The sequence below is a fragment of the Helicobacter pylori genome, from assembly GCF_014496485.1.
Taxonomy (GTDB): domain Bacteria; phylum Campylobacterota; class Campylobacteria; order Campylobacterales; family Helicobacteraceae; genus Helicobacter; species Helicobacter pylori_DD.
Window position 1 is genome coordinate 109,111 of record NZ_JACTAX010000004.1, and the last position, 25,642, is coordinate 134,752.

The following is a 25,642-nucleotide window of genomic DNA, read 5'->3' on the forward strand; positions in this document are numbered from 1 at the left end:
AATATAATATGAAAGGGTTCAAAATATGACTTATAGAAATGGCAAAATAGATTTAAAGAATGAACGCTTTGGCAAAAACCGCTCTTTTAAGGGCATTAAAAAGAAAATCGCTAAAAAATATACAATCAAAAACTCGCCTTTGACAATTTACTCCTTAAAAACGCATTCAAATTCTTCTCTATCCTTTAACAAAAAAATCTTCTTAGGGCTAGGGTTTGTTTCAGCTTTGAGTGCTGAAGATTATAAGAGTTCGGTGTATTGGCTCAATAGCGTGAATGAAAATAATAACAACAAATCCTACTATATCAGCCCTTTACGCACTTGGGCTGGGGGGAGTAGGAGTTTTACGCAAAACTACAACAACAGCAAATTGTATATAGGGACAAAAAACGCTTCTTCAACGCCCAATAATTCTTCTATATGGTTTGGGGAAAAGGGCTATGTAGGTTTTATTACAGGGGTTTTTAAGGCAAAAGACATTTTTATCACAGGGGCTGTTGGCTCAGGTAATGAGTGGAAAACCGGTGGAGGCGCGATACTGGTTTTTGAAAGCTCAAACGAATTAAACACTAACGGGGCTTATTTTCAAAATAACAGAGCCGGGACGCAAACTTCTTGGATCAATTTGATTTCCAATAACAGCGTGAATTTGACAAACACAGATTTTGGCAACCAAACCCCTAATGGAGGCTTTAATGCTATGGGGCGAAAGATCACCTATAATGGCGGGATCGTCAATGGCGGGAATTTTGGCTTTGATAACGTGGATAGCAATGGCACAACCACCATTAGCGGAGTAACTTTCAACAATAACGGCGCACTCACTTATAAGGGTGGGAATGGTATTGGGGGGAGCATCACTTTCACTAACTCTAATATCAATCATTACAAACTCAATCTTAATGCTAATAGCGTTACCTTTAATAACAGCATTTTAGGGAGTATGCCTAATGGCAACGCTAACACCATAGGGAATGCCTACATCCTTAATGCGAGTAATATTACTTTTAATAATTTGGCCTTCAATGGGGGTTGGTTCGTTTTTAATAGACCTGATGCTCATGTTAATTTTCAAGGCACAACCACGATCAATAATCCCACTTCGCCTTTTGTCAATATGACCGGTAAAGTTACCATTAATCCTAATGCGATTTTTAACATTCAAAATTACACGCCTAGCATAGGAAGCGCTTACACGCTCTTTAGCATGAAAAATGGCAACATCACTTATAATGATGTGGGTAATTTATGGAATATCATCAGGCTTAAAAACACGCAAGCCACAAAAGACGCTGATAAAAATCATACAAGCTCAAATAACAACACCCACACTTACTATGTAACTTACAATTTAGGTGGCACGCTCTATAATTTTAGGCAAATTTTTAGTCCTGATTCCATTGTTTTACAATCCGTTTATTATGGCGCGAACAATATTTACTACACCAATAGCGTGAATATCCATGATAATGTCTTTAATTTAAAAAATATTAACGATGATAGGACTGATACGATTTTCTATCTCAACGGCTTGAACACTTGGAATTACACTAATGCGAAATTCACTCAAACCTATGGCGGGAAAAATAGCGCTTTAGTCTTTAACGCCACAACCCCTTGGGCTAATGGCAGTATCCCTAAATCTAACAGCACGGTGCGTTTTGGAGGGTATGAGGGAGTCAATTGGGGGAAAACGGGCTATATTACCGGCACTTTCACAGCCGATAGGGTTTATATCACCGGTAACATGATGTCTGGTAATGGCGCTCAAACCGGTGGGGGGGCGACTTTGAATTTTGTGGGCGCGACTGAAGTTAATATCGCTGGGGCTGATTTTAAAAACCTAAAAACCACTTCGCAAAACTCTTACATGACTTTTATCGCCTTAGGGGATAGCTCTGGTAGCGGTAAGATCAATGTCTCTCAATCTGATTTTTACGATTGGACGGGTGGGGGGTATGATTTTACCGGTAATGGCGTTTTTGATAGCGTGAATTTCAACAAGGCTTATTACAAATTTCAAGGCGCTGAAAATTCTTACCATTTTAAAAACACGAACTTTTTAGCAGGGAATTTTAAATTCCAAGGCAAGACCACCATTGAAAAATCCGTTTTAAGCGACGCTTCTTACACTTTTGATGGCATAAATAACGCCTTTAATGAAGACAAATTTAATGGCGGATCGTTTAATTTTAGTCATGCAGATCAAGCAGACGCTTTTAATAACAATTCGTTTAATGGTGGATCGTTTAGTTTTAACGCTAAGCAAGTGGATTTTAATGGAAATGTTTTTAATGGGGGCGTGTTTAATTTCAACAATACCCCTAAAGCCAGTTTTACTAACGACACTTTTAATGTGAATAACCAATTCAAAATAAATGGCGCTCAAACGGATTTTACTTTCAGTAAGGGCGTTGTTTTCAACATGCAAGGGCTTTTGAGCAGTTTAAGCGTAGGCACGACTTATCAATTGCTTAACGCTAAAAGCGTGGATTATAAGGATAATAACGCTTTGTATCAAATGTTGCGTTGGATTAGTGGGGAAAACCCTAGCGGCACGCTAGTAAATAAGGATCAGTCCACGCCAGACAGCACTAAAATTTATAATGTCCAATTCACTGATAACGGCTTGACTTACTACATCAAAGAAAATTTTAATAACGGGATCACGCTCACTCGTTTATGCACTCTAGGGTATACGCATTGCGTGAATATCCATAATGAGGTATTTCATCTTAAAAATATCAATAATAACGCCAGTAACACCGTGTTCTATCTCAACGGCATGACGACTTGGAAGATCGCTGGCACAGGCGTTTTCACGCAAGATTATAGCGGCACTAACAGCGTTTTAGTGTTCAACCAAACCACCCCTTTTCTTGCTGGGGCGAATCCCACTTCTAATAGCGTGGTGGGTTTTGGGAAAACTTCAGGGGCTGAATGGGGGCTAGTGGGCTATATTCAAGGCGTTTTTAAAGCCAATCAAATTGACATTACCGGCACGATTCGTTCTGGTAATGGGGCCAAAACCGGTGGGGGTGCGACTTTAGTGTTTAACGCTCAAAAGCGTTTGAATATCGCTAACGCTCATTTGAATAGCGATAAAGCCGGTTTGCAAAATTCATGGATGAATTTCATTGTTAATAATGGCAATTTGAATGTGACAAACGCAAATTTTAGCAACCAAACCCCTAATGGAGGCTTTAACCTTAAAGCCAATAATATCACTTGGGATAAAGGCTCTGTGAGTGGAGAGGGGAATTTTGGCGTGGATAATGCTAGTGCTAACGGAAATGCCGTGATTAAGAACGTTAATTTTAGCGATAACGGCACTTTGATTTATAAGGGGGGCGAAAACAGCGCCGGAAATTCCCTAACCCTAGAAAACAACACCTTCAATTCCTATAATATCAACGCAAAAGCGCAAAACCTAATTTTTAACAACAACTCGTTTAATGGCGGTAGCTATTCGTTTAATGATACTAAAAACACCACCTTTAAAGGCACAAACACGCTTATTAACAGCGATCCTTTTAGTCGCCTTCAAGGCTCAATCGCTATTGACAATAATAGTATTTTTAATATTGAAAGGGATTTGACTGACAACACCACCTACACGCTTTTAAGTGGGAATAACATTAAATATAATAATGAAATTTTGGCGGACAATGCTTTTTCAAAAAATTTATGGAATTTGATCCATTATGGTGGCGAACAAGGGACTCTATTAAGAGCGGATAACAACACTTTTTTTGTGCAATTCACGCAGAGCAACGGCCAAAAATTTGTCTTTGAAGAGACTTTTAATCCGGGCTCTATCACTTATAAATATTTCACTATCCATTCTTCGCCTTTCCACACAGACGCTGATTCTAAAGACATTTGGAATCAAGTGAGGAAGCAATTTGACTTCATTCCAGGAAAAACCCCTGTGTGTGTTGGCGTGTGCTATATCGCGCCTTATAAAAATCAAGACCTTATTGGCTCTAGCGCTTTTGCGTGGTCGCTGAACTTTGGGGCTACGGTGGTAGGGACTTTGCTGTTAGGGAGCGCTCAAGAAAAGGCCAATAACAATGGCGGATCTATCTGGTTTGGTAAGAATAATTTGCTGTATTTGCACGGCAATTTCAACGCGACTAATATCTTTTTAACGAATAATTTTAATGTCGGCAACCCTAATGCTGGCGGTGGGGCGACGATTGATTTTAACGCTGATGAAACCTTGAGTGCTGACGGGTTGAATTACACGAATTTCCAAACCGTGGCTTTAGGCTTACAAACCAGCGCGAGTCAGCATTCATGGGCGAATTTTAATTCCAAGCTTTCTATGGAAATTAAAAATTCTAACTTTAGGGATTTCACATGGGGAGGCTTTAATTTTAACTCAGGGCGTATCGCTTTTGAAAACACCACTTTTAGCGGCTGGACCAATATTAACGGAGCGACTGAGAGCGGCTCATCGTATGTGAATATGGTTGCAAATACGGATTTGATATTCACTGATTCCATTTTAGGAGGGGGCATTCGCTATGATTTGAAAGCTAATAACATTATTTTCAATAATTCTCAAATCGTCATTGATGTGTCTAAGAATGTGAATCAGTCATCATTGAATGGGAATGTTACTTTCAATCATTCCAGGCTTTCAGTCAAGCCCAACGCTGCTATTAATATTGGGGATAGCCAAACCCAAACGACTTTAGAAAACGCTTCAAGCCTTTCTTTTTATAATAATAGCGTGGCGAATTTTAACGGCACAACCGCTTTTAACGGGGTGTCTTATTTGAACTTGAACCCTAACGCTCAAGTCAGCTTCAATCAAGCGAATTTCAATAACGCTAATGTAACTTTTTATGGCATTCCGCTATTTGGCAAAACGCCTGATTTTGGCAACTCTGCACGCCTGATTAATTTCAAAGGGGATGCAAAGTTTAATCAAGCCACGCTCAATTTAAGGGCTAAAAATATCCATATCAATTTCCAAGGGGCTTCCACTTTTAAACAAAACTCTACGATGAATCTAGCTGAAAGTTCTCAAGCGAGCTTTAACGCTCTTAGCGTGGAAGGGGAAACGAATTTCAATCTCAACGGCTCAAGCTTATTGAGTTTCAATGGCAACAGCGTTTTTAACGCCCCTGTGAATTTCTACGCTAATAATTCTCAAATTTCTTTCACCAAACTAGCAACCTTTAATGCAGGCGCTTCATTTGATTTAGGCAATAACAGCACCCTGAATTTTCAAAGCGTTCTTTTAAGCAGCGCTCTAAACCTTTTAGGCAATGGTGCTAACAATCTAGCGATCAACGCTAAAGGGAATTTTAGTTTTGGATCTCAAGGGATTTTGAATCTGTCTTATATGAATCTATTTGGAGGGGATAAAAAAGCTTCCGTTTATGATGTGTTGCAAGCCCAAAATATTAGCGGCTTAATGGGGAATAACGGCTATGAGAAGATCCGTTTTTATGGCATACAGATTGACAAGGCTGATTACTCGTTTAATAACGGCGTTCATTCTTGGAGTTTCATTAACCCGCTCAATACGACTGAAACGATTACCGAAACCTTGCATAACAACCGCTTGAAAATTCAAATTTCTCAAAATGGCGTTTCTAATAATGAGATGTTTAACCTCGCCCCTAGTTTGTATGATTACCAACAAAACCCTTATAATGAAAGCTCTAATTCCTATAATTACACGAGCGGCAAAGCCGGCACTTATTATTTGAGTAGCAATATCAAAGGCTCTAATCAAAACAATGAAACACCTGGGACTTATAATGCGCAAAACCAGCCCTTACAAGCCTTACACATTTACAATCAGGCTATCACTAAGCAGGATTTGAATGCGATTGCCAGTTTGGGTAAGGAATTTTTGCCTAAAATGGCTAATCTTATCGCTTCAGGGGCTTTAGACAATCTCAATCTCAATAGCCCAAATAGTTTTGAAACTCTTTTTGGTATCTTTGAAAAGTATGGTATCACTTTAAACCAAGAAAATTGGAAGAGCTTATTAAAGATTATCAATAATTTTTCTAACACGGCTAATTATCATTTCTCTCAAGGCAATCTCGTTATAGGAGCGATCAAAGAAGGGCAAACGAACACTAATAGCGTGGTGTGGTTTGGAGGCGATGGCTATAAAGAGCCATGCGCGGTTGGGGATAACACTTGCCAGATGTTCAGACAGACTAATTTAGGGCAATTGCTCCATTCTAGCGCGCCTTATTTGGGCTATATTAACGCTAATTTTAGGGCTAAAAACATTTACATTACTGGAACCATCGGCAGCGGGAACGCTTGGGGGAGTGGAGGGAGCGCGAGTGTGTCTTTTGAAAGCGCGACAAATTTGGTGCTTAATCAAGCCAATATTGACGCTCAAGGGACTGATAAAATCTTTTCTTATCTAGGGCAAGGTGGCATTGAAAAGCTTTTTGGAGAAAAAGGCTTAGCGAATGCGCTTTCTAATATTGTTTATGAAGAGAGTTTGAACAATAACGCTATCCCTAAAGATTTAGCTAGCATGATCCCTAAAGATTTTGGATCTAAGACTTTAAGCTCTTTGTTTAGCCCTGCTGAAGTGAATAGCCTCTTAGGCGTGAGCGCTTTTAAAAACGCGATCATGGAAATTTTAAATTCTAAAACGGTGGGCGATGTTTTTGGTGAAAACGGGCTTTTAAACGCGCTAGATCCTATAAAAAGAAAAGAAATCGATCAAATGCTTTTAGAGCAAATCCAAGCCCATTCTTCAGGGTTTGAAAAATTCATCGTTAAAACTTTAGGGATTGAAAATGTAGAGAATTTCATCAATAACTGGTATGGCAAGCAAAGCTTGAGTTCTTTTGCCAATAATTTTGTGCCTGGAGGCTTGAATCAAGCCCTGGATAAAATAGGCTCTAGCTCTGATGCCAAAGACTTACAGAGTTTCTTGGATAAAACGACTTTTGGGGATATTCTCAATCAAATGATCAATCAAGCCCCCTTAATCAATAAGCTCATTTCTTGGCTAGGCCCACAGGATTTGAGCGTGTTAGTCAATATCGCTCTAAATAGCATCACTAACCCTAGCGAAGAGCTGACTAACACCATTTCTAGCATAGGCGAAAAAGCGTTAAATGACTTATTAGGCGAAGGCGTAGTGAATAAAATCATGAGCAATCAAGTCCTAGGGCAAATGATCAATAAAATCATCGCTGATAAGGGATTTGGAGGCGTTTATCATCAAGGTTTAGGATCCATACTCCCTAAATCCTTACAAGATGAGTTGAAACAATTGGGCATGGGCTCTTTACTCAAACCTAAAGGTTTGCACAATCTCTGGCAAAAAGGGAATTTCAATTTCGTGGCTAAAAACCATGTGTTTGTGAATAACAGCTCGTTTAGTAACGCCACAGGGGGGGAATTGAATTTTGTGGCGGGCAAGTCCATTATCTTTAATGGGAAAAACACGATTAATTTCACGCAATATCAGGGCAGGCTTTCTTTTGTATCTAAAGATTTTTCTAACATTTCATTAGATACCTTAAACGCTACCAATGGTTTAATTCTTAACGCGCCACGAAATGACATTAGCGTTCAAAAAGGTCAAATTTGCGTGAATGTTTTAGATTGCATGGGCGAGAAAAAAACTAATTCTTCAACTTCAAGCGCTCCAACCGACGAAACGCTAGAAGTGAATGCGAATAATTTCGCTTTCTTAGGCGCAATTAGAGCGAATGGCTTAGTGGATTTTTCAAAAGTCTTACAAAATACGACTATTGGGACTTTAAATTTAGAGCCAAACGCCGCTTTTAAAGCCAACAACTTGATCGTGAATAACGCTTTTAACAATAACTCTAATTACAGGGCTGATATTAGCGGTAATCTCAATGTGGTTAAAGGAGCGGCTCTCAGCACGAATGAAAATGGTTTGGATGTGGGGGGGGATTTCAAGAGCGAAGGGCCATTAATCTTTAATCTTAACAATAAAACCAATCAAACGATTATTAATGTGGCTGGCAATTCTACGATCATGTCTTATAATAATCAAGCTTTAATCCATTTTAATACTCAAAAGCAAGGCGCTTACACGCTTATAGACGCTCATCGCATGGTTTATGGCTATGATAACCAAACGATTCTTGGAGGGAGCTTGAGCGATTACCTCAAGCTTTACACCCTCATTGATTTTAACGGCAAACGCATGCAATTAAACGGCGATTCACTAAGCTATGACAACCAACCGGTCAATATTAAAGATGGGGGTCTTGTGGTGAGCTTTAAAGACAATCAGGGGCAAATGGTGTATTCATCTATCCTTTATGATAAGGTTCAAGTTAGCGTCTCTGATAAGCCCATGGATATTCATGCCCCTAGTTTGGAATACTATATCCAGCGTATTCAAGGTAGCGGAGGTTTGAATGCGATCAAATCTGCGGGCAATAATTCCATTCTGTGGCTGAATGCACTTTTTATGGCTAAGGGGGGTAATCCCTTGTTCGCTCCTTATTATTTGCAAGACACGCCCACCAAACACATTGTGACTTTAATGGAAGATGTGAGCAGTGCTTTAGGCATGCTTTCTAAACCCAATCTTAAAAACAATTCCACTGATGTTTTGCAGCTCAACACTTACACGCAACAAATGAGCCGTTTAGCCAAGCTTTCTAATTTCGCTTCTTTTGATTCAACGGATTTTAGCGAACGCTTGAGCAGTCTTAAAAACCAAAGATTTGCTGATGCGATCCCTAATGCGATGGATGTGATTTTAAAATACTCTCAAAGGGATAAATTAAAAAACAACCTTTGGGCGACCGGCGTTGGGGGCGTGAGCTTTGTGGAAAATGGTACAGGAACGCTCTATGGTGTCAATGTGGGCTATGACAGATTCATTAAGGGGGTGATTGTTGGAGGGTATGCGGCTTATGGGTATAGCGGGTTTTATGAACGCATCACTAATTCTAAATCCGATAATGTGGATGTGGGCTTGTATGCGAGAGCCTTCATTAAAAAGAGCGAGCTGACTTTTAGCGTCAATGAAACTTGGGGGACTAATAAAACCCAAATCAACTCCAACGACACTCTGCTTTCTATGATCAATCAGTCTTATAAATACAGCACATGGACGACGAACGCAAAAGTCAATTACGGGTATGATTTCATGTTTAAAAACAAAAACATCATTTTAAAACCTCAAATTGGTTTAAGGTATTACTATATCGGTATGACCGGTTTAGAAGGGGTGATGAATAATGCGCTTTATAACCAGTTTAAAGCGAATGCCGATCCGTCTAAAAAATCCGTTTTAACGATTGATTTCGCTTTGGAGAACCGCCATTATTTCAACACAAACTCTTATTTTTATGCGATTGGCGGCGTTGGTAGGGATTTGCTTGTGCGATCTATGGGAGATAAATTGGTGCGTTTCATTGGTAACAACACTTTGAGTTACAGGAAAGGCGAGCTTTATAACACTTTTGCGAGCATCACTACAGGCGGGGAAGTGAGGTTGTTTAAAAGCTTTTATGCGAACGCTGGGGTGGGGGCTAGGTTTGGATTGGATTATAAAATGATCAACATTACCGGGAATATTGGAATGCGTTTAGCGTTTTAAGGGGGAGCTAGGCTACCCAAAATAAGCGCTTTTAATATTAAATGGGGAGTGGTGGGACTAAGGGTTTAACGCATGCGTTCTTTTGGTGTTAGTAACATGCGATTAGCGCTTAGTAAAAATAAAATAATGCCACCAATAATGAAAAATGTTGAAGTTGCTAAAACCAGTATAGTATCAATCCCTTGAAAAGCTTTGATTAGAAGTTGATTAAGGTAGTAAAAAATAGATGTTTTGATAAATAATTGACCAATATTAGGTAGGTATTCTAAAGGAACAAAAACATTACAAGACATTAGCGCATAGAGATTGATGATATTACAAAATCCTAAGATGCTTTGTTCGTTTTGAAAAATTCTAGCGACAAAAATTGCCAAGCAAAAACAAAACAATGCGCTTGAAAAAACACTAACAAACCCCAAAATAAGCGCTTTAAAATTAAGAATAGTGATGATATTGAGCGCATAAAAAGAGAGAACAATAAAGATAAAAGCATATAGGATTACAACGATTAGTCTTGAAGCGATTAATGCTAGAGTTATTTGTTTGAAAGTTGCTGGTGATAGCATGTAGAACAAGAATATATTATGCGATCTAGAGCTTGTTATAGCTTGAGTGAGGCCAAAGATCGCGCTAGAAATAATAAGGAGTCCCATTAGACCTATAATATTATTAAAGTAAAAAATTTCAGTGGTATTTTTTGAAAAAACAAAAATTAGTAATAGAAGCATTAAAATAGGATAAATAAAAGTCCAAAATAACGCGCTTGTATTGGTGAGATAAGATTTGATTTCAAGTTTTAGGATAGATAGAATTGCTCCCACTAAATATCCTTTAGTAATGCTAATAAGTCTTTTGTGGTTGGTTTTTCTTTAAAGTTAAAAGTTTTAGCTACAGATTTTAATATAGAATTTAAAGGTTTGTATTGAGCAATGTTGCCATTCTTAAGGAGCAATACCCATTCGCAACTATCTAAGACAATAGGATCATGAGTGGCGATGATACTTGTAAGTTGTTGGGTGTTGCGCAAGCTTATGAGATTTGATAGTCTTATAAGAGCGTTTTGCTCTAAACTGGTTTCTGGTTCATCCATAATAATTAATTGGGGGTGGTGGCTAAGAGCTAAGTCAATCTTTAAGCGCTGTTTTTGTCCATCGCTTAGGTGTTCGTAGGTTTTATTCAAAAGATTTTTTTCAAATAGATTTGGAGTGCAGTTTTTGTGAAAAAATTGATAGAATTTAAAAAGGTCGTTTGCGTTTAATCCAGGTGGGTAGTTGAATAGGTTAGAGACAACTCCCAATTGCTTGCGTTGTGGTATAACATTGTCGTGGTATGGAATATTATTGTTTTGTGCTTTAAAATTATAGTCTGATCTAATGCCTAGAATAGTGTTGATAAGCGTTGATTTTCCAGCACCATTTGTGCCAATAATGGCTGTACTAGTATGACTTTTAAATGAAAAATCTTGTATATATTTAAAGCGTTTTTAAACATGGTTTTTGGGTGTATGCTGATGTTAGAAATCATAAAATCCCCTTATATAGAAATGGTTTAAAATCCCATTTAAGGTTATTATATTCAAATGATGGTTTTATTGAGTGCAGTGTTACTAAAAATTAACTGATATTTGTTAAAACAAGCCAAAAGCGTTACCGATAGACACGCTCTAATCGCATCAAACGACTTTAAAAAGCGTTCCAACCCCAAAAAATAGACAAAGCCAAGGCTTTAAATAAGAAAGACCCTAAAAGAGAAACGGAGCTTTTGATTTTCCATTCTCAAAACCCTAAATACTCTCTTGTTTTTTGTCCGCTATTGGCTTTATGGGTGTTTTAGCATATAAAATTCCAACGCTTTTTCAAAGAGAAGCGAGCGGTTAGGAAAACCTTTCTCTTTCATGTATTCATCCACTTTAACCATAAAACTGGGCGAAAGTAAAACGCTGTGATTGATTCTTCGCTCTTTACTTGTTTTTTCTTCGTATTCTATCTCTTCTATTTCAGCTAACAAACTGGGTGAGAGCGAAATGTTAAAACTGCTCCTTCGTTCGCTGCTTACCTTTATTTCTGCTTCTAGCTCGGCTAATTCGGTTAGCAACCTTTTGCGTTTGGCTTGTAAAGCTTGAATGGTTGTGTGCGCTTTATGGTGTTCCATTATTACTCCTTAAAGTGTCTTTATTTTTTTGCATTCTACTATAAAATAGGATTTTGTGAGTAAATTCATTAAGAATGAAAATTGGAATTTTTCTTTAGAATTTAAATGGGTATTAAACATAAAAACTTAAAACAAATGGTAAAGGAGCTTGATTTTAATAAGCGATGATTTTCAATCCAATTCCTTAAGGCGCCTTAACAATTCTTCTTCATTCAAAACGCTCACGCCATGTTTTTTTGCTAGAGCGAGTTTTGAGCCGGGGTTTTCTCCAGCGATTAAAAAATCGGTTTTAGCACTCACGCTTGAAGCAATTTTTGCCCCTAAATTTTCTAACATTTGAGCGTATTCTTGCCGTGGTTTAGAAAGCGTGCCGGTTAAAACAATCGTTTTATCACTGAAAACAGAAGAGCTTTTTTGCTTTTCTTCAGCCATATCGCTGTTTTTAGGGTTTAACAACTCAAATAACGATCGGATAAATTCCTGATTGCTCGCATAAAAATTGACTAAAGAACGCGCCATTTCCACCCCAAAGCCTTCCATTTCTAAAAACTCGGCTTCGCTTTTTTCTAACACATTTAAGCCGTATTTGGCTAGCGTTTTACTCGCTCCCTTACCAATATGCTCAATCCCTAAAGCGTTGATCAAACGCCATAAAGGAGGGTTTTTGCTCTTTTGAATAGCGTCTAATAGATTTTGAGCTTTTTTGATTTTGAATTTGTCTAGCCGCATTAAATCTTCTAATTTTAAAGCATACAAATCCAAGGCGTTAACAATGAGTTTTTCTTCAAAAAGTTGCTCTATGACTTTATCGCCCAATCCTTGAATGTTTAAAGCGTCCTTAGAAGCAAAATGAATCAAGCTTTCTTTCAACCTTGCCGGGCAATTAAGGTTTTGACAATAAGTAAAAACCTCTTCGCATAAAAGCTCATGCGAACATATGGGGCAAACTTTGGGGCGCATGATTTTTTGTTGCGAGCCGTCTCTATAAGATTCTAAAGGTTTGATGATTTTAGGGATCACATCGCCGCTTCTAATGACAACCACCCTATCATTGAGCATGATATTCTTTTTTTCAATTTCAGAATAATTGTGCAAGGTCGCTTTCGCAACCATAGCTCCAGCAATTTCTATAGGCTCTAAAAGAGCGACTGGGGTTATCGCCCCGCTACGCCCCACTTGGTTAATGACTCCTATGATTTTGGTGTGTTTTTCTAGAGCCGGGAATTTATAAGCGCAAGCGAATTTAGGGGATTTTTGCGTGTAGCCTAGCTCCTTTTGAATACCCAATTCATCCACAACGATCACCATGCCGTCTAAAAGGGCAAAAAAGCCCTCCCTTTCTTTAATCAGGGTGTGGTAATTTTCTTCTATTTCTTGGTGGTTTTTGTTTAGATTTAAATATTGAATAGCGCTAAAACCTAACGAGACGATAAAATCCAAACACTCCTTAAAGCTTAAAAAATTTAAAGAATGCTTGCCCACGCCCCAAGGGATGAATTGCAATTTACGCTTTTTAGTGATTTCACTATCAAGCTGCCTCAAACTCCCTGATGCGGCATTTCTAGGGTTAGCGAATAGAGATTCATTAGCGTTTAAGCGCTCTTTGTTCAAAGCGTCAAAATCCTTTTTAGAAATGATCACTTCGCCCCTGATTTCTATTTCTCCATTATAAGCGATAAAATGGGGGATATTAGCGATGTGTTTAGCGTTGTTAGTAACAAGCTCCCCTTCTAAGCCATTACCCCTAGTGGTCGCACTCACTAACTTGCCATGTTGATACAAAAGATTGAGCGAAACCCCATCAAGTTTGGGCGAGCACACGAACGAAGCGCTAGGGTAGGCTTTTAAAATGCGTTGCAACCACGCTTGCAATTCGTTTTGATTGAACACATCATCTAAGCTCCACATCCGCATTAAATGGAGGTTTTTATTGAACGAATTGGTGGCAGTAGCCCCCACTTTTTGGGTAGGGGAATTAGCTTGAATGTCATTAGGGTTTTTTTCTTCATAAGCTTTTAATTCTTGGTAAAGTTCATCATAGATCGCATCGCTTACGATTGACTCATCAAGGTTGTAATAATGGTGCGATAGGGTGTTTAAATATTCAATTCTTTCTAAATATTCTTTTTGGCTTTTTATCATTTTTGTAAAAACCTTTTAAACTAAATTAGGGTAGTATTATAACATTTAATCTTTGATAGGGCTTTAGGGGAAAATAGGTGGTAAGAGATATTGACAAAACGACTTCGTTACACTTAAACAACGAAGCGCAGTTTCTGTGCTTTAGATTAGATGAAAAAAAAGACGCCCAGCTTTATGGCATGAATATTTTTAAGATCCGAGAAATTATCCATTATGACGGAGAAGTTACAGAGATTCTTGGGGGGAGCGATGGCGTGATGCTTGGGTTTCTTAGCGTTAGGGGCGAATCCATTCCTTTAGTGGATGTGAAAAGGTGGTTGCATTATAACGCTAATGATCCGAGCCGTGATCTAAAAGAATGCAGCGTTAAAGATAACCATAATTTGGTGATCGTGTGCCATTTTTCTAACCATTCCATCGCTCTAAAGGTTTTAAAAATTGAAAGGATCATTCATAAAAATTGGAATGAGATTAGCGCCGGGGACAAACAAGGCATTAATGAAGAGGGCAAGCTTAGCGCTATCGCTCGTTTTGATGAAGAACGAGTGGTGCAGATCTTGGATGTGGAAAAAATGATTAGCGATGTTTTCCCTAGCTTGAAGGATTTAGACGATTTGACTTTGCGTTGCATAGAAGCCATTCAAAGCCAAAAACTCATTTTAATCGCTGAAGATTCCTTAAGCGCTCTTAAAACCCTAGAAAAGATCGTTCAAACTTTAGAATTGCGTTATTTAGCCTTTCCAAACGGGAGGGAATTGTTGGGTTATTTGTATGAAAAAGAACATTACCAACAAGTCGGCGTGGTCATTACGGATTTAGAAATGCCTGTTATTTCAGGGTTTGAAGTGTTAAAAACCATTAAAGCTGATCACAGGACTGAGCATCTTCCTGTGATTATCAATTCGTCCATGAGCAGCGATTCTAACCGCCAGTTAGCCCAATCTTTAGAAGCGGATGGTTTTGTGGTAAAATCTAACATTCTTGAAATCCATGAAATGCTTAAAAAAACGCTTTCATAAATTTAATTTTTGTTTTAATTTAAAGGGATAAAACATGCGAAGTCATTTCTGTGCAGAAATTAGTGAAAAAGATGTGGGTAAAACCATCAAAGTGGCCGGGTGGTGTAACACTTATAGAGACCATGGAGGCGTGGTTTTTATTGATTTAAGGGATAAAAGCGGTTTAGTGCAACTGGTCTGTGATCCTAGCTCTAAGGCTTATGAAAAGGCTTTAGAAGTTAGGAGTGAATTTGTGCTAGTGGCTAAAGGAAAAGCGCGTTTAAGAGGGCCCGGGTTAGAAAACCCTAAACTAAAGACCGGTAAAATTGAAATTGTTTTAGAAGAATTAGTCATTGAAAATAAAAGCGCTACCCCACCGATTGAAATTGGCAACAAACATGTGAATGAGGATTTGCGCTTGAAATACCGCTATTTGGATTTGCGCTCTTTGAACGCTTATGAAATCTTTAAATTGCGCAGCGAAGTGGCTTTAATCGCTCGTAACGCTTTAGCCCAAAAGGGTTTTTTAGAGATTGAAACCCCCATTTTGTCTAAAACCACGCCTGAGGGGGCTAGGGATTATTTAGTGCCAAGTAGGGTGCATGAGGGCGAATTTTTCGCACTCCCTCAAAGCCCGCAATTGTTCAAACAGCTTTTAATGGTGGGGGGAATGGATAGGTATTTTCAAATCGCTCGTTGCTTTAGAGATGAAGATCTAAGAGCGGACAGGCAGCCAGAATTCACGCAAATTGATGCGGAAATGAGTTTTTGTAGCGAAAATGATGTGATGGGCGTGGTGGAAGATTTGTTGCAAGAGATTTTTAAAGCGATTGGGCATACTATTTCTAAACCTTTTAAACGCATGCCCTATAAGGAAGCGATGGAAAATTACGGGAGCGATAAGCCGGATTTACGCTTTGAATTGCCTTTAATAGAAGTGGGGGATTGTTTTATGGACAGCTCAAACGCTATTTTTTCTAATATCGCGCAAGATCCTAAAAACAAACGCATTAAAGCTTTGAACGTTAAGGGGGCTGATGCGCTTTTTAGCCGCAGCGTTTTAAAAGAATTAGAAGAATTTGTGCGCCAATTTGGGGCTAAAGGCTTAGCGTATTTGCAAATTAAAGAAAATGAGATTAAAGGGCCTTTAGTTAAATTTTTAAGTGAAAAGGGGCTTAAGAGTATTTTAGAAAGGACTGATGCGCAAGTTGGGGATATTGTCTTTTTTGGAGCCGGGGATAAAAAAATCGTGTTAGATTACATGGGGCGCTTGCGCTTAAAAGTGGCTGAAACGCTTGATTTGATTGATAAAGACGCTTTGAACTTCTTATGGGTGGTCAATTTCCCCATGTTTGAAAAAACCGAAAACGGCTATCATGCCGCACACCACCCTTTTACGATGCCTAAAAATATAGAATGCGAAGATATAGAAGAGGTTGAAGCGCATGCGTATGATGTGGTGCTTAATGGCGTGGAGCTTGGTGGGGGGAGCATAAGGATCCATAAAGAAGAAATGCAAAAAAAAGTCTTTGAAAAAATCAATATCCATGAAGAAGAAGCGCAAAAAAAATTTGGCTTTTTATTAGAAGCGCTAAAGTTTGGCGCTCCTCCTCATGGAGGCTTTGCGATAGGATTTGATCGCTTGATCATGCTAATGACCAAATCCAATAGCATTAGAGATGTGATCGCTTTCCCTAAAACGCAAAAAGCTTCATGCTTATTGACTGATGCGCCTAGCCCCATTAATGAAGAGCAACTAAGGGAATTACACATTCGCTTGAGAAAATAATTTAAAAGGATATGATATGAAACAACTATTTTTGATCATTGGAGCCCCAGGGAGTGGTAAAACCACTGATGCAGAGCTTATCGCTAAGAATAACAGCGAAACAATCGCTCATTTTTCTACCGGGGATTTACTCAGGGCTGAGAGCGCTAAAAAGACCGAGCGAGGCTTATTGATTGAGAAATTCACTTCTCAAGGCGAATTAGTGCCTTTAGAAATTGTGGTAGAAACGATCCTTGCAGCGATTAAAAGCTCTAGTAAAGGGATCATTTTAATTGATGGCTATCCTAGGAGCGTGGAACAAATGCAGGCTTTGGATAAGGAATTGAACGCTCAAAACGAAGTGATCTTAAAAAGCGTGATTGAAGTAGAAGTGAGTGAAAACACCGCTAAAGAAAGGGTTTTAGGGCGCTCTAGGGGGGCTGATGATAATGAAGTCGTGTTTCATAACCGCATGCGGGTGTTTTTAGACCCTTTAGTTGCAATCCAAAACTTCTACAAGGCTAAGCGTTTGCATAAAATCATCAATGGCGAAAGAAGCATTGAAGAAATCGTGAATGAAATGCAAAAATATATTTTGTCTTTTGCGAATTAAAATGCGCTCTTAAGGAGAATAATCTGTGATTGGTGTCTATATCATTTCTTTAAAAGAAAGTCAAAGGCGTTTGGATACTGAAAGACTCGTTTCAGAATCCAATGAAAAATTTAAAGGCCGTTGCGTTTTCCAAATCTTTGACGCTATTAGCCCTAAACACGAAGATTTTGAAAAATTCGTTCAAGAGTTTTATGATGCACAAAGCATGTTAAAATCCGATTGGTTCCATTCTGATTGGTGTTGTGGAGAATTGTTACCCCAAGAATTTGGGTGCTATTTAAGCCATTATCTTTTGTGGAAAGAATGCGTTAAATTAAACCAACCGGTCGTTATTTTAGAAGATGATGTAGCGCTAGAGTCTAATTTCATGCAAGCCTTAGAAGATTGCTTGAAAAGCCCTTTTGATTTTGTCAAGCTTTTTGGGTGGTATTGGAATTTTCATAAAACCAATTTGTGCACGCTCCCCTTAGAGAGAGATGCTGTAGAATCTATGGGAGAGACACCCATTGAAGATCATGCAAAGACTAAAGAAGCTGAAGTGCCTATTGAAAATTATGAAGTTACCCCCCCCCCCCCAATCCCACGCAAGATGCGCAACAAGACTTTATTATGGAAACGCAACAAGACCCTAAAGAACTATCTGAGCCTTGCAAAATAGCGCCCCAAAAAACCTCTTTTAATCCAATGGTTTTTAGAAAAATTAAAAGAAAACTCAACCGCTTTATTGGAAATATTTTAGCTCGGACAGAAGTGTATAAGGATGTCGTGGCAAAATACGATGATCTCATGGGAAAATACGATGATCTCATGGGAAAATACGACGAACTCATGGGAAAATACGACGAACTCATGGGAAAATACGACGAACTCATGGGAAAATACGAATCCTTACTGGCAAAAGAAACAAACATCAAAGAGACCTTTTGGGAAAGGCGTGCTGATAATGAAAAAGAAGCGCTATTTTTAGAGCATTTTTACCTCACTAGCGTGTATGTGGCTTCTACGGCAGGATACTATATCACGCCTAAAGGAGCTAAAACTTTTATAGAGGCCACAGAGCGTTTCAAGATCATAGAGCCGGTGGATATGTTCATAAACAACCCCACTTACCATGATGTCGCTACTCTTACTTACTTGCCTTTGCCTGTTTCTTTGAACAAGCATTGCAAAATCAGCACCATCCAAAATCTAAAAAAATCCGACATTTCATTGAGCGGCCCTAAAAAGTCTTACTTGGATAATCTTCTTTATGATCAATTAAACACTAGAAAGTGCTTAAAAGCCTTTCACAAATACAGCAGACGATACGCTCCTTTAAAAACCCCTAAAGAGGTTTAAAAAGAGCGGGCTTTATGTTAGAATAAGTCTTTTTTATTATTCAAAGGAGATTGCAATGAATTTAGACCAATTAGAAGTGAGCCATGACGCTGATTCTTTGTGCGTGGTGATTGAAATATCCAAGCATTCTAATATCAAGTATGAATTGGATAAAGAAAGCGGGGCTTTAATGGTGGATAGGGTGCTTTATGGAGCGCAAAATTACCCCGCGAATTACGGCTTTGTGCCTAACACTTTAGGATCTGATGGCGACCCTGTAGATGCGCTGGTTTTAAGCGATGTGGCTTTTCAAGCTGGGAGCGTGGTGAAAGCGCGCTTGGTTGGGGTGTTGAACATGGAAGATGAAAGCGGAATGGATGAAAAATTACTCGCTCTGCCCATAGATAAGATTGATCCCACGCATTCCTATGTCAAAGATATTGATGATTTATCCAAACACACTTTAGATAAAATCAAGCATTTTTTTGAAACTTACAAGGATTTAGAGCCTAATAAATGGGTGAAAGTCAAGGGGTTTGAAAACAAAGAGAGCGCGATTAAGGTTTTAGAGAAAGCGATAAAAGCCTATCAAGGCTAAAGATTTTAAGGGTTTTGGCTCAATTGAGCTTAAACCCCTTTTTAACGCTCTTTTAAAAAGGCTTTGTCCTCATTGATCGTTGGTATAAAATGGCTTTAGGGTAGTTTAAAAGCGGATTTTTGTATCAATTCCAATCAAACAAGCACCAAAAACTACAATTTAACGATTTTAACCCCACTGCCGCCTAAATTAATGGGAGCGTCGCTAAAGCTCACCACTTTAGGGTGGTTTTTTAGAAATTCTTTCACAAACTTTTCTAAAATCCCGCTCCCCTTGCCATGGCAAATCAGCACTTCTTCAAAGCCCCCTAAAAGCGCATCGTTTAAAAAAGCGTCTAATAAATCCAGGGCTTCTTCGCTGCGTTGCCCTCTTAAATCAAGGCGCAAGCTCGCTTCTTTGGGTTTAGGAACGATGGTTTTAGGGGGTTTGAATTTGTTTTTAGAGGGTTTTTGGATTTTTTTCAACCAACTCCCATGCGCTTTCAAACGCATGCCAAGCTCGGTTTCTACCAAATAATAGCCCTTGTCTAAAATTTGTATAACCATCACGCTTTCATTTTTATAGCGCGCTTTTTCGTTAATTTGAAAGCTTGTTATGATTTGTGGGATTTCCTGGTCTGTTTTATGCCTGTTTAAAATCTCGCTCGCTTTATGGATTTCTTTATGCATGGAGCTGGTATCTTTTGAAGCGACTTCGCTTTTTAAGATATTTAGGGCTTGTTGGTAGGATTTTTCCAATTCCAATTTTTTATGGTGAAAGATTTCTTTTTGTTTTTCCATTTCCAAAAGCCATGCGTTTTTTAAATCTTCTTGCTCTTTTAAAGCGTCCTCTAAGCTTTCATTTTTTTGCTTCAATTCCCTTTCTAGCGCGCTGGAATTTTCAATCAAAACATTCAATTTTTCCTTATCTTCGCCATAGAAAGCTTTCGCTTTTTCAATCAAAAAATGCGGCACGCCATAGCGTAAAGCGGTTTCAAACGCATAGCTTTTGCCAATAACCCCTTTTAAAAAAGTGTAAGTGGGCCGTTCTTTTTCTTCGTCATAAAGAGCGGCCAGTAATTCCACTTCCTTGTTTTCTGCCATCAACACGCTCAAGCGTTTGTGGTGTGTGGTGATAATGATTTGGTTGTTTTGTTTGAGCAATTTTTCTAACAGGGTTTTATACAAGCTGCTCGCTTCATCAGCGTCAGTCCCTAGCTCAATTTCATCAACGCCTAAAAGCATGTTTTCTTTGGATAAAAGAGCGCTAAATTGCTTCATTCTGCCTGCAAAAGTAGAGATATTGTTCGCGCTGTTTTGAGGGTCATTAATAATGGCGTGGATTTCTTTGAAATAGGGGATAATGGAATGATGGGCGTTGATTTTCATAGGAATGAGGTGCTTGCTCAAAAAAGCCGCGCTTAAAAGCGATTTTAAGAGCATGGTTTTCCCGCCCGCATTCACGCCAGTAACAGCGAGCATGGATTTTTCAAACTTCAAATTTAAGGGCTTTGGCTCTTTCAAAATGGGGTGCGAAAAGTTTTCTAAAATCATTTTTTTTTGCGTAAAGCTTGGCATGACAAATTCTAAATTGTAGGTTTTAGCGAAATTGAGTCTGGCTTGCAAGCTGTCTAAAAAATCAAATTCTTTGAAAAGGAATTTTAAAAATAAAAGGTGTTTTTGCAAGCTACAGCTTAGAGTTTGACACATTTCAACAATACAGCAATCTATTTCATTACCAATTTGTGCGATTTTTTGGGCGATTTTTTGCGCGCTTTCAGGCAAAAGATAGAAATAACCATTAGCGCTCCTTTCTAGCACAACGCCTTTAATCGCACTAGAAAACCCGCTTTTCAATAAAAGGCATTCATAGCCATGCTTAAGGTGGCTTTGCGTATCCACTAAATAAGGAGCAAGCTCTTTAGAGCGAGCATAATGATGAATGATTTTTACGCTCTCTTTTTTAAGGCGGTTCAAGCTTTCATTCAAAGCGTCTAGGGTAGCGTTAGCCCCTTGTTTGATCTTTCCTTCATCATCTAATAAAGCGATCAAATCATTAAAAAAAGGGGGTAAAATAATGGCGTTAAGGCGTTCATGAAATTTTAAATGCGTGAAAGGTTTAAAAGCGTTTTGTAAAACGACAATGTAGCGCAATCGTTTGACAATCTCATCAATTTCATCTAAATGGAGCGTCCCTAATTTGGTGAGTTTGATGACAATAAGATCGCTTTCTTTCACGCTTTTAGGGGTAGGCAAACCGATCGCATCCACTTCGTTTAAATAAGTGAAAGTTTGCTTGAGATCGTTTTCTAAAGCAATAGTATCTCTTTCTTTGGCAAAAAAGGTTTTAAAAAGAGCGATAAACTCTTTTAAATCCAGGCTTTCTTCTAGGGGTTTGGGTAGGGTATTATTATTATTATTCATCGGGGGTTCATTGGGGGTTCATTGGGGGTTCATTGGGGGTTGGATTAAGGGATCTTTTTGAAGCGTCTGACAAGAATCCAAATCCACAAGAACGTCTTTCATAGGGGTTTGTTTTTTGCCTAAAAAGCTCAAAGTCCCGCTCACTAAATTAAAGGTTTGGTTATTCACTTTAATGCCTTTACACAACAAAGTTTCCCCCCTTAAAAACGCTCTTTGCAAAGCGATCTCTTGTTGGTTTTGCTGGTTTTGCTTGTAAGTATAAACGCTGATGCTCGCTCCTATAATCCCCACGATTACAAAAGCTAAAATCTTTTGTTTAGGGCTTGCTAAACCAAAATCCCTTAACACTAAAAACAATAAAATTAGCGTTAAAAATAAAACAACCGCTGCACCCATTACATTTCGCCTCTCAATTGATAGGTAATATCCCCCGCTCCAAAGCCTATCACAAAGCCTTTTTCAATCGTTTCTACCACATTATCATTGACTAAGAGCTCTAAAAAATCCCCTTTTTTACGCACCCTGTCTATAAAGGTGGGGTTATAATGCTTAAAATGGGCTTTCAAATCAATGTCTCTTTTAACTTCACTCGCGCTATAAACGGGTAAAATGATCAATCTGTCGCAATGCTCTAAAAAACATTTTTTAAATTCTTCTAAATTATCCATTAAGCGGGAATATTTGTGCGCTTGCCAGATCACAATAATTTTTTCTTGCGTGTTCAATAAGTTAGCATAAATCCTAGCGCTTTTTAAAGTGGCGTTAATTTCAGTAGGGTGGTGGGCGTAATCATCAATGAGGATGAGCGCGTTTTTTTGCAAAATATCAAAGCGTTTTTTAATGCCTTTGAAATTCAATAAATTATTTCTAATTTCTTCTAAATGCAATTCATCTAAAGCGCTTAAAATGGCCAAACTCGCATTCGTAGCGTTGTGTTCGCCTAACCCCCACACCAAAAAAGTCCCCAAATCTTTCAATTCAAATGAAGTGTAAGGCTCGCCGTCTTTTAAAATGTATTGGATATTATAAATGTCTTTTTTTTCTAAAGTAATAGCATCTTTAGAATAGTTTTTTAAAAAAGGATCTTCTTTATAGATCACTCTTTTTTGAGCATGGTCTAAAAAATATTCATAAGCGAAGAAAAAGCACTCTAAATCGTGATCATAATGTTCCAAATGTTCTGGCTCGGTGTTAGGCACAATCGCGCAAAAAGGGTTGGAAAATAAAAAACTTGAATCGCTTTCATCGGCTTCAAAAACCAAGCTCATATCCGCACTCTCTCGCACATTGGAATCAAACTCTTTAGAATGCGCCCCAATAATCGCTCCAAAAGCGGGGCAAATCGCGCTCAACATGGCCGTGATACTGCTTTTTCCATGAGCCCCGCACACGCTAAAAACACGCTTGTCTTTAAGGATAGAATACAAAGCGTCTTTACGAGACAAAATAGGGATTTCTAATTCCTTAGCCCTTTGTATTTCGGTATTGTCTTCTTTGATAATGGCTGAATGGATGATGACATCTTGATGGTTGATTGCCTTTGGATCATGCGGGATATTAATCTCTACGCCTAAAGCTTTCAAATACTTAACGCTAGGGCTTATGGCAATATCAGATCCGCTGATCTTAGCCCCTTGCGCTTTAAGGTATTTGGCTAAGCCTGAAATGCCAATCCCCCCTATACCGATAAAATGGATCTTGCAATCTTGTAAGTTTTTGAGTAAAACTTTTGGGGTTTCAAGCATGATTTTCTCGATAAGTTTCTATGATTTCTAAAGGCTTTTCTAAAAGGGGAGTGTCATAGACAAGGGCTAAACGCACATAGTCAGCGCCGATACGATTACGCCCTAAATACAAAGCCGGTAAAGTAATAATGCCTTCGTTTTGATAAAGTCTTTTGGCAAAATTTTCGCCATCTTTAACAGGCAGATACACATAAAAACTATAAGGATAAATGAGCGTGTCTTTAAAGATTTTTCGCGCCAGTTTCAAATTATTCGCATAAATATTGCGGAAAAATTCTGCATGCCTATCATCTAGCCAAGCCGCTTCACTAGCCTTTTGGATCGCATTAGCGCTCGTATAGCCTAAATAGGTGCGAAACGCTTTGTATTTTTCTAAAAGGCTGCTATCCCCAGCGATAAAACCACTCCTTAGGCCTGGAGCGCTAGATCGTTTGGAGAGCGAATGGATAACCAAAACATTTTTGAACGCTTCATTACCAGCCAGCATGCAAGCTTCTAAAAGCGAATGGGGAGGCGTGTTTTCATAAATTTCACTATAACATTCATCATTAATTAAAATAAAATCATGTTTTAAAGCGAGTCTGACCCAAGCGATCAATTCTTCTAAAGAAAGGGTTCTTCCGGTGGGGTTGTTAGGGGAATTTAAGATCACTAAATCCACTTCTTGCAACTCTTTTTCATTCAAGCTTGGAGTGAAATCATTTTCTTTAACTAAAGGCATTAAAAGGCTTTTAGCTCTAGCGAATTGGGCTGATCCTTCATAGATTTGATAAAAGGGGTTAGGGTAGGCGATAGTGGGGTTTGGATAATCAAATAAAACAAAACTAGGGAAATTGAATAACACTTCCCTAGATCCTAGCGTGGAAACTAATTCGTTTTCTTTCAATTCTATCTTAAAACGGCGTTTAAAAAAACCCTTTTGAGCCGCCCTCAAACCCTCTTCAAACGCGCTTTTAGGGTAGATATTGAGCGAATGGGCGTGATTTTTAAGAGCATCTTGAATGAATTTGGGCGTTTCAAATCGCGGCTCGCCGATGCCTAAATCCAACCCCTTTTTTTTAGGGGTGATCTCTTTAAACAAGGCTCTCAATCGTTCAAAAGGATATGGCTCAAAAGTCATAGGGCTACTTTAATTTAAAATGGAATGGTTAATCTTACCTAAAATTTAAGCGTTATGGTATGAAACCATTAAGAAAGAGTATAATAGCGCATAAGAATTTAACTGATGAAGAGGTTTGATGCTAGAAAATAGAGTTAAGACCAAGCAAATTTTTATCGGTGGCGTCGCCATAGGGGGTGATGCTCCCATAAGCACGCAAAGCATGACCTTTAGTAAAACCGCTGATATTGAAAGCACTAAAAATCAAATTGACCGACTCAAACTCGCCGGGGCTGATTTGGTGAGGGTGGCGGTGAGTAATGAAAAGGACGCCCTGGCCTTAAAAGAATTGAAAAAAGTGTCTCCTTTGCCTTTAATCGCTGATATCCATTTCCATTATAAATTCGCTCTCATTGCCGCTCAAAGCGTGGATGCGATAAGGATTAACCCCGGAAACATCGGCTCTAAAGACAAAATCAAAGCGGTGGTTGATGCTTGTAAAGAAAAAAACATTCCTATAAGAATTGGCGTGAATGCCGGGAGTTTAGAAAAGCAGTTTGATCAAAAATACGGACCCACCCCAAAAGGCATGGTAGAAAGCGCTTTGTATAACGCCAAACTTTTAGAAGATTTGGATTTTACTGATTTTAAGATTTCTTTAAAAGCGAGCGATGTGATGCGCACCATAGAAGCTTATAGAATGTTACGCCCTCTTGTGATCTATCCTTTCCATTTGGGGGTTACTGAAGCAGGGAATCTTTTTAGCTCCAGTATCAAATCCGCCATGGCTTTAGGGGGGCTTTTAATGGAGGGCATTGGGGATACGATGCGCGTATCCATCACAGGGGAATTAGAAAATGAAATCAAAGTGGCTAGAGCGATTTTACGCCATAGCGGGCGTTTGAAAGAGGGGATTAATTGGATTTCTTGCCCCACTTGCGGGCGCATTGAAGCCAATTTAGTGGATATGGCGAGCAAGGTAGAAAAACGCTTAAGCCACATTAAAACCCCTTTAGACATTAGCGTGATGGGCTGTGTGGTGAACGCTTTAGGTGAAGCCAAACACGCAGACATGGCGATCGCTTTTGGGAATCGCAGCGGTTTGATCATTAAAGAGGGTAAAGTCATTCACAAATTGGCTGAAAAGGATTTGTTTGAAACTTTTGTCATAGAAGTGGAAAATTTAGCTAAAGAAAGAGAAAAAAGTTTAAAGGATTAGG

Annotated in this window: 15 protein-coding genes and 1 pseudogene; 8 read left to right on the forward strand and 8 right to left on the reverse strand. The window is 38.7% G+C overall.

All coding sequences use genetic code 11. The features are described from left to right. The first annotated feature begins 25 nt into the window (after window positions 1-25). The gene (locus IC572_RS03570) at window positions 26-9,589 is read left to right on the forward strand and encodes a vacuolating cytotoxin domain-containing protein (protein ID WP_187855099.1); all 9,564 of its coding nucleotides are present in this window, start codon (window positions 26-28) and stop codon (window positions 9,587-9,589) included. A gap of 65 nt (window positions 9,590-9,654) precedes the next feature. On the opposite strand, the gene IC572_RS03575 is transcribed toward IC572_RS03570, so the two are convergent. The 4 genes and pseudogenes from IC572_RS03575 to ligA form a co-directional block, all read right to left on the reverse strand. Beyond that, a complete protein-coding gene (locus IC572_RS03575) occupies window positions 9,655-10,410 on the reverse strand; it encodes an ABC transporter permease (protein WP_000500917.1) in 756 nt (251 codons plus the stop codon). Further along, window positions 10,410-11,113 (reverse strand): annotated as a pseudogene (locus IC572_RS03580) (ATP-binding cassette domain-containing protein). The gene IC572_RS03575 and the pseudogene IC572_RS03580 overlap by 1 nt, the downstream one beginning before the upstream one ends. A gap of 294 nt (window positions 11,114-11,407) precedes the next feature. After that, window positions 11,408-11,740 carry a hypothetical protein gene (locus tag IC572_RS03585; protein ID WP_187855100.1) on the reverse strand — a complete coding sequence of 111 codons (333 nt, stop codon included), beginning with the start codon at window positions 11,738-11,740 and terminating at the stop codon, window positions 11,408-11,410. Between the two features lie 171 nt (window positions 11,741-11,911). Next, entirely contained in the window at window positions 11,912-13,882 is a 1,971-nt protein-coding gene (gene ligA / locus IC572_RS03590) for an NAD-dependent DNA ligase LigA (protein ID WP_187855101.1), read from the reverse strand. 77 nt (window positions 13,883-13,959) lie between these two features. Between ligA and IC572_RS03595 the strand changes: the two genes are divergently transcribed. From IC572_RS03595 to ppa, 6 genes are read left to right on the forward strand one after another with little or no spacing between them, the layout of a single operon-like run. Continuing rightward, on the forward strand, window positions 13,960-14,901 hold the full coding sequence (locus IC572_RS03595) for a chemotaxis protein CheW (protein ID WP_187855102.1): 942 nt from the start codon (window positions 13,960-13,962) through the stop codon (window positions 14,899-14,901). 34 nt (window positions 14,902-14,935) lie between these two features. Next, window positions 14,936-16,669, forward strand: a complete 1,734-nt coding sequence (gene aspS, locus IC572_RS03600; RefSeq protein WP_187855103.1) for an aspartate--tRNA ligase — start codon at window positions 14,936-14,938, stop codon at window positions 16,667-16,669. A gap of 16 nt (window positions 16,670-16,685) precedes the next feature. Then, the gene (locus IC572_RS03605) at window positions 16,686-17,261 is read left to right on the forward strand and encodes an adenylate kinase (RefSeq protein WP_100976785.1); all 576 of its coding nucleotides are present in this window, start codon (window positions 16,686-16,688) and stop codon (window positions 17,259-17,261) included. A 25-nt stretch (window positions 17,262-17,286) separates the two neighbouring features. Beyond that, window positions 17,287-17,919, forward strand: coding sequence for a glycosyltransferase family 25 protein (locus tag IC572_RS03610; RefSeq protein WP_187855104.1), 633 nt, complete (start codon window positions 17,287-17,289; stop codon window positions 17,917-17,919). Beyond that, the gene (locus IC572_RS03615) at window positions 17,871-18,599 is read left to right on the forward strand and encodes a glycosyltransferase family 25 protein (protein ID WP_187855105.1); all 729 of its coding nucleotides are present in this window, start codon (window positions 17,871-17,873) and stop codon (window positions 18,597-18,599) included. The genes IC572_RS03610 and IC572_RS03615 overlap by 49 nt, the downstream gene beginning before the upstream one ends. Window positions 18,600-18,654: 55 nt before the next feature. Continuing rightward, window positions 18,655-19,176, forward strand: a complete 522-nt coding sequence (gene ppa / locus IC572_RS03620) for an inorganic diphosphatase (protein WP_001047002.1) — start codon at window positions 18,655-18,657, stop codon at window positions 19,174-19,176. A gap of 152 nt (window positions 19,177-19,328) precedes the next feature. On the opposite strand, the gene IC572_RS03625 is transcribed toward ppa, so the two are convergent. The 4 genes from IC572_RS03625 to IC572_RS03640 are packed head-to-tail and all read right to left on the reverse strand — an operon-like array spanning window position 19,329 to window position 24,443. Then, a complete protein-coding gene (locus tag IC572_RS03625) occupies window positions 19,329-21,578 on the reverse strand; it encodes an endonuclease MutS2 (protein WP_187855106.1) in 2,250 nt (749 codons plus the stop codon). Window positions 21,579-21,596: 18 nt separating this feature from the next. Beyond that, a complete protein-coding gene (locus tag IC572_RS03630; protein WP_187855107.1) occupies window positions 21,597-21,974 on the reverse strand; it encodes a hypothetical protein in 378 nt (125 codons plus the stop codon). Further along, window positions 21,974-23,323: a UDP-N-acetylmuramate--L-alanine ligase gene (gene murC / locus IC572_RS03635; protein WP_187855108.1), complete on the reverse strand. Its 1,350-nt coding sequence runs from the start codon at window positions 23,321-23,323 to the stop codon at window positions 21,974-21,976. The genes IC572_RS03630 and murC overlap by 1 nt, the downstream gene beginning before the upstream one ends. Then, a complete protein-coding gene (locus tag IC572_RS03640; protein ID WP_187855109.1) occupies window positions 23,316-24,443 on the reverse strand; it encodes a succinyldiaminopimelate transaminase in 1,128 nt (375 codons plus the stop codon). The genes murC and IC572_RS03640 overlap by 8 nt, the downstream gene beginning before the upstream one ends. Window positions 24,444-24,561: 118 nt before the next feature. On the opposite strand from IC572_RS03640, the gene ispG reads away from it, so the two are divergent. Next, complete coding sequence (gene ispG / locus IC572_RS03645; protein ID WP_000892456.1) at window positions 24,562-25,641, forward strand: flavodoxin-dependent (E)-4-hydroxy-3-methylbut-2-enyl-diphosphate synthase; 1,080 nt, start codon at window positions 24,562-24,564, stop codon at window positions 25,639-25,641. Window position 25,642: the final 1 nt, after the last annotated feature.